This is a genomic window from Leclercia sp. GHBNCSD (genome assembly GCF_055805075.1).
Genome location: NZ_JBQVYO010000002.1, coordinates 107,366 through 119,615 on the forward strand (window position 1 = coordinate 107,366; position 12,250 = coordinate 119,615).

Sequence of the window (12,250 nt, forward strand, 5' to 3'; positions counted from 1 at the left end):
TCGCGCTCGCGCGCAGATACACTGCGATACAAAAGGCGGCCCGATGACCCGGGAAATTACGTCAGCTGGTAATACTTGTCCGGCAGTTTGCGCGCCGGGATCTCCTGCTCGTCGTTCATCTGTAGCAAATCAATCTCCATCGCATTGCAGATGGCATCCAGCGGCAGGTCATTATTCTCGACGCCGAACGGCTCTTCCAGCTCTTCCGCCAGGGTATCGAGCGAGATAAAGGTATAGGAAATCAATACCGAGACGAACGGCGTCATGTAGTGCAGATCGCTGACCAGCGCGAACGGCAGCATGATGCAGAACAGGTAGACCGTACGGTGCAGGATCAGCGTGTAGGCGAACGGCACCGGGGTATTGGCGATCCGCTCGCAGCCCGCCAGCACCGTGGACATATCATTCAGGCGAATATTCAGGCTGTGAAACAGGATATCCGACAGTTCACCATTGCGGCGTCTTACCGCCAGCCACTCCCCCATGATCAGCAGGATGCGGTTCGCCGGGGAGCTGGAGTCCATCGCGGCCCGCAGGTTCTCTGCTGACAGGTATTTTGAGAGCTGCCCGGCCTGGGGCTGTTTGCGCAGGGTCATGCGCAGACAGTGGGCAAAGGCGATCTGCAGGCGGACAAACTCCCCTAACGCCGGATCGTCCGGCAGCGTGTTCTTCACTTCCCGGAACAGGGAGCGCGAGGCAATCATCAGCTGCCCCCACAGCTGTCGCGCCTCAACATAGCGGGCGTAACAGGCGTTGTTTCGAAAACCGAGGAAGATTGCGATGGCGACCCCAAGAATGCTGAACGGCGCGACCGTCAGCCGGATGCCCAGCGAGGTATACCAGGGCAACATCAGGATCACCACGATGGAGAGCAAAAAATTGAGGAACAGGCGGGAAAAGATTTTGGTCAGCACGGAACCGTGCCAGACAAATATAAGACGCAACCAGTGCTGTTGGGGTCGAACGATCATAGTCAGCTTCATCGGGAAAAAAGAGCGGTGACTATTAAACGTGATCGTTATCACGGTTGCAAGTTTGTTAAAAAATGCTGTCGTTTTGCTAAGCCTGTTCAGACCGCACGGTGTTTCATCCTGCTCGAATAAAAAGAGATTAAAGTATGTTGTAACTAAAAAAGGTAACCGGTCAGGATAACCTATGCGGGCGCTCCCCCTCTCCCGTCAGGAGAGAGGGAGGCTCCATGGCTTAGCAGAGCGGTTTGACGGCGGCGCGCATGCCCTGATGCAGAATGGCATCCAGATCCTGCGCAACCTGTTCTACCAGCCCGCTCACCTGGGTCAGGTCCTGTTCCCAATGCTCGCTGACGCTCAGTACCGCGGTCACCAGCTCGCGGGTGTTGATCTGCTGGTCATGATGCTGCGTCCACAGCTGCTGGAAACGGGTTAACCAGTGCGCGTCATCCTGCACCGGATAACTTTCGCCGTTACGTTCCGCACGGTAAAAGGCGATCAGGGCCGCCAGCGCAAAGGTCAGACGGGCCGGGAGTTTGCCGCTGGCCTGCTGCCCCGCCAGAAGCTGCGGCAGAATGCGGGTCCGGTACTTGGTCATGCCGTTCAGGGCAATCGACAGCAGCTGATGTTTGATATACGGATTGCGGAAACGGCCCGTTACCGCGCTGGCAAACGAGGCCAGCTCATCGCGCGGCAGATCCAGCACCGGAATAATCTCTTCATGAATCGCTTTTTCGACAAAGGCGCAGATTTCGGTGTCGTTCATCGCTTCACCCACGGTATCCAGCCCCGCCTGGTATGCCACCGGCACCAGCGCGGTATGTGCGCCGTTGAGGATCGCCACTTTGCGCTCTTTGTATGGCTTGATGTCGTCAACAATCAGCACGTTCAGCGCCAGCTTATCGAGACGCAGCTCCTGTGCCAGCGATTTTGGCCCCTGGATCACAAACAGATAGAAGTGTTCAGCGGTATCGAGGAAGGCATCGTGATAGCCCAGAGAGGCTTCAAGCTCTGCCACTTCATCGCGCGGATAGCCGGTGACGATACGGTCAACCAGGGTGGAACAGAAGGTATTGGCGTCATTGATCCACTGGATAAAGGCCGCAGGCAGCGCCCACTCCTGAGCATAGCGCAGCACCAGCTCACGCAGGGCGTCACCGTTGTAGTCAATTAATTCGCACGGCACGATAACCCAGCCTTTATCGGCGGCCCCGTTGAAATGGCTGAAACGCTCGAACAGCAGGCGGGTCAGTTTTGCCGGATAGCTGACCGCAGGCGCATCCTCAAACTTATCCCCGGCGTGATAGCTGATCCCCGCTTCCGTGGTGTTAGAGAAGACAAAGCGCATCTCTGGATTATGCGCCAGCTTCAGGAATTCATCGTACTGATCGTAAACGCTGATCTCACGGTTCACCGAGCGGATAAGGCGCGCGTCGCTGACCGCTTCGCCCTGCTCGTTCAGGCCGCGAATGATGGTGGTATACAGGCCGTCCTGGGTGCTCAGCGAAGGCGGAAAATCGCTTTTGATGGGGCGCACAATCGCAATACCGGCGTTCAGGTCGGTATGCTCGTTAAGCAGATCGATCTGCCAGTCAACAAACGCACGCAGGAAGTTGCCCTCACCAAACTGGATGATACGTTCAGGATAGAGAGCTCCGGGAAAATCACGACGGTTTAGTGTGTTCACAATGGGGTCCTTGTAATGATTAGTCATACAGCCTGATAAGATTGGTACGATAACTTATCAAACTTTACGACCACGAACCCCGGTTTTGATCAATTCCAGTGTGAATTGTGACAGGATCTATATGAATTTGTAGACCAGAACACCTGCGGGGTTTACTTCTCCCTTCTCAACATCCGGTACCTCGCTGCTGTTTCATGGAGTACATCATCTGGTCGGCAGTGGTCAGCCAGCTCTTGAGATCGTCGCGGTCGTGATCGAACTCGCGCACGCCCCAGGAAAAGGATAGCGCCCACGGATATTCGGCATGCTCGTTCCAGTTCGCCGCCTGTTCGGTTAAAAACTGCATGGCGATCCATGCCCCCTTTTCGTCGCTGTTGGCAAACAGGATGGCAAACTCATCCCCGCCGTAGCGCGACAGCACGTCGGCTTCACGAAAGGTGGAGCTCAGCAGACCGGCCATCGCCTTCAGGGCGTTGTCGCCATCTGTGCGGCCATACCGGGCGTTTATCTGCTTAAAACGATCGAGATCCAGCCAGGCCAGGGTTAAAGGCTCAGCCCGACGGCGGGCAGCGCGAATGGCATAGGTCGCCAGATGATGAAAGCCCCGGCGGTTGTAGAGCCCGGTCAGCGGGTCGGTGATACTGGCGCTGGCGGCGGCAAACTCCGCTTCCACCAGTGCCGCCAGGTCGGCCAGCGCCTCAATGTCAGAAGGCGAAAAAGGGCGTGGATAGTGATCGATAATACAGAGCGACCCCACCGCGGCCCCACCGGGCAGACGCAGCGGATAACCCGCGTAAAAGCGGATAGGATCATCGTCGGTAACCAGGGGGTTATCGGCAAAGCGGGTATCGTCAAGGGTATCGGGGATCACCAGCGGTGCATCGCTAAGGACGGTATGGCCGCAAAAAGAGAGATTTCGCGGCAGGCTGGTCGGGTCGCCACCATCGGTGGATTTAACGACCACAACGTGCTCGTCAACCAGATTGATCATCGCCACCGGCACGCCAAACACGCGTCTTGCCAGCCGGGTTATACGCGCGTAGGTCGGGTGATCTTCTGGTTCAAGCAGCCCGGATTCACGCAAGGCACTGAGACGCTTTGCTTCATTGTTGGGTAGTGAGGGTGATTTCATACAGACTCCGGACGTCAGGCTTTTTAAAAGCTTAGCGCATACTGAGGCCAGTTAGTGGGCAAATATGCGGTTTTTACCATCGCGTTTCGCCTGATACAGTGCGGCGTCGGCAGCCTGTAACCAGTCCGTAACATTTCCCATCTCCCGGGTGGCGCAGGCAATGCCAATACTCATTGTGCAATGGACCGCCTCTTCCGCGACGTCACTGATAATCGCTGCCGCATCCATAATGCGGGTAGCGACTATCCGCGCTTCGTCGAGGGTGGTATCGGGCAGCAGGATCACAAACTCGTCCCCACCCAGTCGCGCCGGGGTGTCGCTCTGACGGCTGGCGATATGCAAAATTTGTGACACTGTCACCAACAGCATATCTCCCACCTTGTGGCCGTAGCGATCGTTGACCTCTTTAAAGTTATCGATATCGATAAACATCAGCGCCGAATCGTGGCAGGTTTGCTGCAATTTATGCAGCTCATGATCGATACGCTCCTCCAGCAGACGCCGGTTGGCAATGTCCAGCAGCGGATCCATCATCGCAATACGCTCCAGCTCGCGTGATTTAAAGCGCAGCCGCACGGCGATAGTGTTGGTGAGCACGCTGAGCGCCACGGTATAGATAGCAATCAACGGCAGCGTGGCATAGAGAGTGCGCTGCGACACCCACGGCACCAGCGCCATTCCCTGCGCCAGCCAGCTCCCCATAAAGACCGCCACCATCACCGCCCCGGCCTTTTTCATCAACGGGAAGCCACCCGCCGCCAGCCGGTCGGCAAGTAAGATAGTGGCAATGGCGACGGAAGGCAGCGGATTGACCGCCATCATGGCGATCCAGAAGCCGCCTGCCCCGGCGTCTAAAACCAGGTTCTGATGTTCGGTAAAGAGCGGCGTCGGAGAACGCCGGGCGCGCCACCAGGCCAGGGTTGGCCAGACAAAGGCGTTGATAGCCAGCAATCCCATAAGCCAGACGGAACGTTGCTGTTCCAGCAGGACGGAGAGAATAGGGATAAAGCAGAGAAAGGTTCCAAGCATTCGCATCAGATACATGCGTTTGATAAACCGACTGCCAGGCACGCGAGGGGATTTACTGAGTCTGTCAGTTCCGTTCATCACACGATTTTTCCGATATAATCACCCTTTTATATTATTGACGTTGAAATTTTGTATCAAGGCATTTATCAGTTTCGTGAATATATGGTGAAGGGCGTGGTCACGCCCTGGCAAACGATTACAGCTGTTCCGAAGGCGCTACCGCCTGTTCGGTAGTTTTTATCTCTGTCATTCGGGCGCTGGTACGATTTCGGCCTGCTTTTTTCGAGCGATACAGATAATCATCCGCTTCTGTCATCAGACGATTAAACACCTCTGTGAGCTGTGACAGCTCCGACCTTCCGCTGCCCAGACCAATACTGACGGTTAAAAACAGCGTCTGCCCCCGCCAGTTAAAGGGATGTTGTTCAACCGTGGTACGAATACGCTCCGCCAGAGCATATGCCTGCCCGGCTGAAGCGGAGTTCACCACCACGGCAAACTCTTCGCCGCCCATTCGCGCCACCAGCCCTGCGTTGCCCACCGTCTCCTGCACTTTGCGCGCAAAAGCGGCCAGGACGGTATCGCCACATTCGTGACCATAGTTGTCGTTGATGCTTTTGAAATAGTCGATATCCAGCAGCATGACGGTCAGCCGCGGGCTTTTGCGCTTCCCTTCAACATTTTTAAGCGCCTCATACAGTCCGGAGCGGGAGTAAACCTGAGTCAGATAGTCGTAATCGGCACGCAGGGAAACCTGGCGGATCAGGGAATTGATCGCCGCCATGCTGACCGAGACCATAACCGGGCAGATTGCGAGGGTAGCGATCCCCAGACGGGCAGAGAACATCATCGGGGTGGTGAGCGGCGTGGTTGCCACGATGGTGATGATGGAGTTGCCAATCAGGGTGATCTCCACCGTCCCGGTGACAAAGGTCAACAGGCAGGTTGCCGGCAGCGAATAGCGCACCGCACACCAGATCAGCGCCGGCAGCGGAAACGCCAGCGCACCGGCCCCGCCGATTGCGACCGAGGCCATCACCGAGATAATCAGCAACACCACCGGCATCAAATGGCTGGCACCTATGGCCCGGTTGAACGTGGGCCAGGTCATGGTCAGCATACAGGGAACAATTAATACCCCGGTAGAAAACTGTTCGCTAAACCAGTCGGCGACCAGCGGCCAGAAGGCGCGACTGTCCACCCCGCCCGCCACCGCCGCTCCGAGCAGGGCGCTGAGCAGCGCAGCCACCAGACAATAGTTAAACAGCCGCAGGGCATTCACCGGATCCGGGGTGCGATTTTTCAGTCGCTTGTCGCGCTGGACCAACAGGGCTACGGTGACAATAAACACCATATTCGAGAGGTTAATACCCAGCGAGGAGATGCCCCAGTCGGTGGTGATGGCGTCGTATACCAGCATGGCGATATAGGACATCACGTAATAGCGAGGCCGGTTCAGGTAAGCGTAGCGGGCAAACACCCCTGCCATCACGCCATTCAGCGGCCAGAACATCGACAGCGACTCCATCAGACGAAGCTGCGCGCCGATAAAATAGAACAGCGTGGTCAATACCACTATTCCCGCCGCGTTTCGGAACGGACTGTGCGGCTGAAAAAGTGTGAATGTTCTGGCGTAAGCAGAAGACATGCAATATCAATCCATAGGGTTGCTTTTAACATTGAATACACATCCACGCGGATGAATGTTAAAAGTTTGGTATTAATGTATATCACATTAAGGGGATAACTATCATCATCCAGTTAGCAGTGCTTATCAGTTGTGCCGTCAGCCAGACGGCACAGGCAGTGCTTAATAGACTGAACGCCCCAGCTGCTGAGTCAGGTGTTCCAGCGCCGTGACGCCCGCCAGGGAGTTCCCCGCGTCGTCCAGTTCAGGGCTCCAGACCGCAATCGCCATCTCGTGAGGCACGATCGCCACTACCCCGCCACCAACCCCCGATTTCGCAGGCAGCCCCACCCGCCAGGCAAACTCACCGGCATTCTGATACATCCCGCTTGTCGCCATCAACGCATTGACCTGCCGGGCCTGCATCGGCGTGACAACGGGCTCGGACAGATGCGGGGCATAACCCTGAGCAGCCAGAAAAAGAAACGTATTTGCCAGTTCGACACAGCTCATCTTCAGGGCGCAGTAGTGGAAGTAGTTTTGCAGCACCGTTGACACATCGTTATGGAAATTGCCGAACGACTTCATCAGCCAGGCGATCGCCGCATTGCGCGCCGAGTGTTCAAACTCCGAGCGGGCAACGGCGGAATCGTAGCCGATATCACTGACGCCGGAGAGCTGACGCACGATCTCCAGCATTCTCTGGCGCGGTGCGCTCAGGCGGCTTTGCAGCATGTCGCATACCACCAGCGCCCCGGCGTTAATAAACGGATTACGCGGTTTGCCCTGTTCGATCTCCAGCTGCAACAGCGAATTGAACGGCTGACCGGAGGGATCTTTCCCCACCCGCTGCCAGATCTCATCCTCGTCATACTGACGCATCGCCGCCACCAGGCTCAGGACTTTCGAAATCGACTGAATGGAGAAACGCTCTGTGGCATCACCGGCCTGAAAGTGCTGCCCGTCCACCGTAGTGATGGCAATGCCGAGTTTGTTGCCATTGACCGAGGCCAGCGCCGGGATGTAATCGGCGACTTTACCCTTGCCCAACAGGGGACGTACTTGCGCCAGAATGGCGTCCAGCATCTGATTATTGATGTTCGCAGCCATCGGTTGCTCCTTGCTCACAGGCCAAAAACGGCCTGCGAGTATAACAGAGGCTGATGGATGGCGTCAGGCAGGCAGTCGGAACCGCGAGACAGCCTGCAACAGCAGGCCCGATTCATCATGGAGCCGTTGGGAGGCTTCGGAGGCGGTGTTGACGAGCGCATCGGTCTGGCGAGCCACCTGGTTCAGCGCCTGGAGCTGGCTGGTCATACGGTGAATACTCTCGCCCTGGCTGAGGGTGGCAACGGAGATCTCATTCAGCAGACTACAGAGATTACCCACCAGGCCAATCACCTGCTGGAGGTTATCCTCCAGCCGGGTGACGGCTTTCGAGCCATCCTCAATGCCCTGCAACGAGTGGTTAATTAACTGCTGGATGGTCTGGGTCGAGTGACTGCTTTTACGCGCCAGCAGCCCCACCTCCCGCGCCACCACGGCGAATCCACGTCCCTGGTTGCCGGCGTGGGCCGCTTCAATGGCCGCGTTCAGCGCCAGAATATTGGTCTGGAACGCCACATTATCGATGATCGCCACAATGCCGCGCATCTCCGAAGAGCGCTCCACGATGGCCGCCATCGAGGCATTGACCGTCTCCATCATCCGGTCTCCCCCTGCCGCCATCTCCCGCGCCTCGTCCGCCCGTGAGCTTGCCAGTTTTGCATAGCCGCTGTTTCCCTCGACGTGGGTTTCCAGCGCGGCAATATGCGCGGTCACCTCTTTCAACTCCTGCGCCTGACGCGCAGACTGCTGATAGAGATCCTGATTGCCCTGCGCCAGCGAGCCAATATTGGTCACCATCGAGGTGGTCGCCTCGCTGACCTGGGTCACCAGCTGTTGCAGGCCCTGTTGCAGCGTCTCCACGCTACCGCCTAGTTGCGCAATCTCGCGGTTAAACCGGGTCACGGTGGGTAGCGGTGAAGAGAGATCCCCCGCCGCCAGCAGATTAATATGGGCGATAAGACGACGCAGCGGGACGATCACCCAGCGGGACATGGCAAACCACACCGCAACCGCAATCCCCAGCAGAACAACCGGGGCCAGCAGAAAGAGTGATTGCAGACCGGAGAGACTGGCCGTCAGCCGCTGCCGCCCCTCCGTGGCGCGCTGGGCGCTGGCCTGCTGATAGCGGGCATAGTTGTCATTAAAATCGGCCTGAAACGCCTGGGCAGGTACGGCAAAGAAGGCATCGATCGATTGACCGTTGACCAGTCCGTCGGCCTGCTCACGGATAGCGTCGAAAAACAACTGGTAGCTGTTGAGCAGTGCTTCATCCCGTGGCGGATGCATCGCCTGCCACGCCTGCCAGGCCTGCTGAGAATCACGTAGCGCCTGTTGCGCCTCATCCATCAGGCTGTGCCAGCTGCCGTCGGATCCGGTCTCTTTATCCTGCATAAAATAAACTCCCGCACGGTTAAGCAGATCGCTTGCTGCCAGCAACGAGATGCGGGCCTGATCGACCTTTGCCTGTTGCAGCCAGGCCATCTGGTTGCGCTGTTCGTTGCGCTGGGCATCGCGCAGGGAGACGGAAAGTAAGACCGATGAAGAGATTTGCAGCGCGGAAAAGAGGCCGATGATACAGAAGATCCCCGCCAGCAAACCAAACTTCCGGGGAGTAATGCGGCGAAAAATTTGCATTAAGTTCATGATTTCTTCATTAACAAGGACTTAGACGTGGGCGAGTCTACGCAGTGAAAATGACAGAACTATTTCAGAATGATGACAGGCGCCAGGCAGCGCTTTGCTTGCACGGGCCTGCGGGTTTTGTAGGCCGGGTAAGCGCAGCGCCACCCGGCGGAACAATGGAAGCAAAGTTAAACCCGGTCTTTCCACACCGTCTGCACATTACAGAACTCATACAGGCCAAAGTGCGACAGCTCCCGGCCAAATCCGCTTTTCTTCACCCCGCCGAACGCCACGCGGGCGTCGCTGGCACTGTAGCCGTTGATAAACACCCCGCCGCACTCAAGCTGGCGGGCAAAGCGGTCGGCCAGCTCTGGATTGGCGGTAAAGAGTGTCGCCGAAAGCCCAAAATCGCTGTCGTTAGCCAGGGCAAGCGCGTGATCGGCATCGGTTGCTACGCTAATCGCCGCTACCGGGCCAAACAGCTCCTGACGAAACGCGGTCATCGTTGGAGTCACATTCCCCAGCACGGTCGGCGCATAGTAGTTCCCTGCCCCGGCAATCTTCTCGCCGCCCAGCAGCAGGGTCGCCCCTTCGGCCAGCGTCGCCTGCACCTGCTGATGCAGCTCGTCTCGCAGATCGAAACGCGCCATCGGACCAAGGTAGTTCTCTTCGTTTTCAGGCGCGCCCATCTTCAGGGCCGCGGTGGCCTCGACAAAGCGACGGCTAAACGCATCGGCAATACCCGCCTCGACGATAAAGCGCTTGGCTGCCGCGCACACCTGCCCGGTATTCTGATAGCGTCCGGTCACCGCCGCTTTTACCGCCAGATCCAGGTCGGCATCGTTGAGGACAATAAAGGGATCGGAACCGCCCAGTTCAAGCACGCATTTTTTCAGCGCCGCCCCGGCCTGGGCGCCAATGGCGGCCCCGGCACGCAGGCTGCCGGTCACGGTGACCGCGGCGATGCGCGGATCGGCGATCATCTGGCTTACCCCGTCATTAGTGGCGTTCAACTGACCAAACACCCCCTGCGGGAATCCGGCATCGGTAAAAATTGCCGCGATCAGGTTCGCGGCACCCTGCACGTTCGGAGCATGTTTCAGCAGATAGCTGTTACCCGCCAGAATAATCGGCACCGCACCGCGCAGCACCTGCCACAGCGGGAAGTTCCACGGCATCACCGCCAGCACCGGCCCCAGCGGACGATACTCAATCACCGCGTCCGCTACCTGGGTTGCCTCGGTATTGAGCATGGCCGGGCCATGTTCAGCATACCAGTCGCACAGCCCGGCAGATTTCGCCACCTCCCCACGCGCCTGGGCGATGGGTTTGCCCATCTCCCGGCTGATCATCTGCGCCATCTCTTCGCCACGATTGCGCAGCGCGGCGCCCAGATCGCGTAGCTTTTGCGCACGCGTCGCCACCGGCACGTTGCGCCACAGGCGAAAGGCGTTATCGGTCTGTGCAAGGGCATGTTCAACCTCGGTGACGGTCGCCCACGGCCAGACAGCCAGGGTTTCGCCGTTTGCCGGGTTAATGGACAGGGCATGGGTAGCAGAAGGTGTAGTCATGATCGGCTCCGTGTATTAACAGTTGCTACAGTGTGGCGCGATCTGCTATTTCTTAAAAATGAATAATAATAACCACCTTATTCACGAAACGAGAACGATATGGATCTGACCCAGCTGGAGATGTTTAACGCCGTCGCCCAGACCGGCAGCATTACCCAGGCCGCGCAGAAAGTGCATCGCGTGCCCTCAAACCTGACCACCCGCATCAAACAGCTGGAGGCCGATCTTGGTGTGGCGCTATTCATCCGCGAGAACCAGCGGCTGCGCCTCTCACCCGCAGGGCATAATTTTTTACGCTACAGCCGACAGATCCTCGCCCTGGTGGATGAGGCGCGGATGGTGGTGGCCGGTGATGAACCCCAGGGACTGTTTACCCTCGGGTCGCTGGAGAGCACCGCGGCGGTGCGCATCCCGGCCTCGCTGGCGCAGTTTAACCAGCGTTACCCGCGCATTCAGTTTGCGCTGGCGACCGGCCCTTCCGGGACAATGATTGACGGGGTACTGGAAGGGACGCTGAGCGCGGCCTTTGTGGACGGGCCATTAAACCACCCGGAACTGGAGGGCATGCCGGTCTACCGGGAGGAGATGATGCTGGTGGTGCCTGCCGGTCATCCAGAGGTTGCGCGGGCCGCCGACATCAGCGGGCACGATATCTATGCCTTTCGCGCCAACTGCTCCTATCGCCGCCATTTCGAGAGCTGGTTTCACGCGGATCGCGCCACGCCAGGGCGCATCCACGAAATGGAGTCCTATCACGGGATGCTGGCCTGCGTCATTGCCGGGGCGGGCATTGCGCTGATGCCCCGTTCAATGCTGGAAAGTATGCCCGGACATCACCAGGTGGCTGCCTGGCCGCTGGCGAAAAACTGGCGCTGGCTCACCACCTGGCTGGTATGGCGCCGGGGCGCGATGACCCGGCAACTGGAAGCGTTTATAGCGCTGCTAAACGAAGGTCAGCCACCAGCAGCTTCTCCATAAACAGGCTCAGGGGATCGGGGGCATAGGGAGGAAACGCCTCGCACAGCTGGTAGCCACAGCGTTCATAGAGCCGGATGGCCGGAAGCTGCTTGATCCCCGTCTCCAGCCGCAGGGTGTGGCAGCTCCGGCTTTGCGCTTCATCTTCCAGCGCCGCCAGCAGCGTTTCACCCAGCCGCTGTCCGCGATGGGTCGGATCGATATAGACCCGCTTTATCTCGCCGCTGCCATCGCCGTTCAGCACGATCGCCCCGCAGCCGACGGCGTTAAGCTGGCGATCGCGGATCACCATCATTATCAGGGCGTGGTCGGGCAACCCGGTCAGATCCAGCAGATGGTTGCTCTCTGCCGGATAGAGCGCGCTCTGGTAACGGTCCAGGGCGGCAATCAGGTTAATGATGTCGGGATGGGCGGGCGATTCAGAGGTAATGGAATACATGGCAGGCTCCTTTTGTCGTTTTTCTCCACCATAACGCTGGCCGACAAACGCAACGGCATATTTTTAACTTATAGCTGCGCCTGACCATTGCG

At 58.0% G+C, this 12,250-nt stretch carries 10 protein-coding genes; 1 reads left to right on the plus strand and 9 read right to left on the minus strand.

Translation table 11 applies throughout. The annotated features are described in order from the left end of the window. Positions 1 to 56 precede the first annotated feature (56 nt). The 8 genes from ACT3IC_RS20755 to sad all read right to left on the minus strand — a co-directional run bounded on the left by ACT3IC_RS20755 (position 57) and on the right by sad (position 10,744). Positions 57 to 971 carry a bestrophin family protein gene (locus ACT3IC_RS20755; protein WP_103179579.1) on the minus strand — a complete coding sequence of 305 codons (915 nt, stop codon included), beginning with the start codon at positions 969 to 971 and terminating at the stop codon, positions 57 to 59. A gap of 232 nt (positions 972 to 1,203) precedes the next feature. Continuing rightward, complete coding sequence (locus tag ACT3IC_RS20760; protein ID WP_473479092.1) at positions 1,204 to 2,655, minus strand: tagaturonate reductase; 1,452 nt, start codon at positions 2,653 to 2,655, stop codon at positions 1,204 to 1,206. Between the two features lie 166 nt (positions 2,656 to 2,821). Continuing rightward, positions 2,822 to 3,787 (minus strand): sensor domain-containing diguanylate cyclase, encoded by a 966-nt coding sequence (locus ACT3IC_RS20765; protein WP_103179577.1) that lies wholly within the window; start codon positions 3,785 to 3,787, stop codon positions 2,822 to 2,824. A 51-nt stretch (positions 3,788 to 3,838) separates the two neighbouring features. Beyond that, entirely contained in the window at positions 3,839 to 4,831 is a 993-nt protein-coding gene (locus ACT3IC_RS20770) for a sensor domain-containing diguanylate cyclase (protein WP_156655470.1), read from the minus strand. A gap of 181 nt (positions 4,832 to 5,012) precedes the next feature. Then, positions 5,013 to 6,464, minus strand: a complete 1,452-nt coding sequence (locus tag ACT3IC_RS20775) for a GGDEF domain-containing protein (RefSeq protein ID WP_156654464.1) — start codon at positions 6,462 to 6,464, stop codon at positions 5,013 to 5,015. Between the two features lie 162 nt (positions 6,465 to 6,626). Further along, positions 6,627 to 7,553, minus strand: a complete 927-nt coding sequence (gene glsB, locus ACT3IC_RS20780) for a glutaminase B (protein WP_159338930.1) — start codon at positions 7,551 to 7,553, stop codon at positions 6,627 to 6,629. Between the two features lie 63 nt (positions 7,554 to 7,616). Then, entirely contained in the window at positions 7,617 to 9,194 is a 1,578-nt protein-coding gene (locus ACT3IC_RS20785) for a methyl-accepting chemotaxis protein (RefSeq protein WP_103179573.1), read from the minus strand. Between the two features lie 167 nt (positions 9,195 to 9,361). Continuing rightward, positions 9,362 to 10,744, minus strand: a complete 1,383-nt coding sequence (gene sad / locus ACT3IC_RS20790; RefSeq protein WP_473479098.1) for a succinate-semialdehyde dehydrogenase — start codon at positions 10,742 to 10,744, stop codon at positions 9,362 to 9,364. Between the two features lie 99 nt (positions 10,745 to 10,843). Here sad and ptrR point away from each other — a divergent pair, with 99 nt between their 5' ends. Next, complete coding sequence (gene ptrR, locus ACT3IC_RS20795) at positions 10,844 to 11,722, plus strand: putrescine utilization regulator PtrR (RefSeq protein WP_156654462.1); 879 nt, start codon at positions 10,844 to 10,846, stop codon at positions 11,720 to 11,722. On the opposite strand, the gene ACT3IC_RS20800 is transcribed toward ptrR, so the two are convergent. After that, positions 11,676 to 12,158, minus strand: coding sequence for a GNAT family N-acetyltransferase (locus ACT3IC_RS20800; RefSeq protein WP_159338936.1), 483 nt, complete (start codon positions 12,156 to 12,158; stop codon positions 11,676 to 11,678). The genes ptrR and ACT3IC_RS20800 overlap by 47 nt on opposite strands. Positions 12,159 to 12,250 lie beyond the last annotated feature (92 nt).

Coding starts and splice junctions, on each gene's coding strand:
- ACT3IC_RS20755 (WP_103179579.1), bottom strand. CDS start 971: ATGATCGTTCGACCCCAACAGCACTGGTTGCGTCTTATATTTGTCTGG.
- ACT3IC_RS20765 (WP_103179577.1), bottom strand. CDS start 3,787: ATGAAATCACCCTCACTACCCAACAATGAAGCAAAGCGTCTCAGTGCC.
- ACT3IC_RS20770 (WP_156655470.1), bottom strand. CDS start 4,831: ATGTATCTGATGCGAATGCTTGGAACCTTTCTCTGCTTTATCCCTATT.
- ACT3IC_RS20775 (WP_156654464.1), bottom strand. CDS start 6,464: ATGTCTTCTGCTTACGCCAGAACATTCACACTTTTTCAGCCGCACAGT.
- glsB (WP_159338930.1), bottom strand. CDS start 7,553: ATGGCTGCGAACATCAATAATCAGATGCTGGACGCCATTCTGGCGCAA.
- ACT3IC_RS20785 (WP_103179573.1), bottom strand. CDS start 9,194: ATGAACTTAATGCAAATTTTTCGCCGCATTACTCCCCGGAAGTTTGGT.
- sad (WP_473479098.1), bottom strand. CDS start 10,744: ATGACTACACCTTCTGCTACCCATGCCCTGTCCATTAACCCGGCAAAC.
- ptrR (WP_156654462.1), top strand. CDS start 10,844: ATGGATCTGACCCAGCTGGAGATGTTTAACGCCGTCGCCCAGACCGGC.
- ACT3IC_RS20800 (WP_159338936.1), bottom strand. CDS start 12,158: ATGTATTCCATTACCTCTGAATCGCCCGCCCATCCCGACATCATTAAC.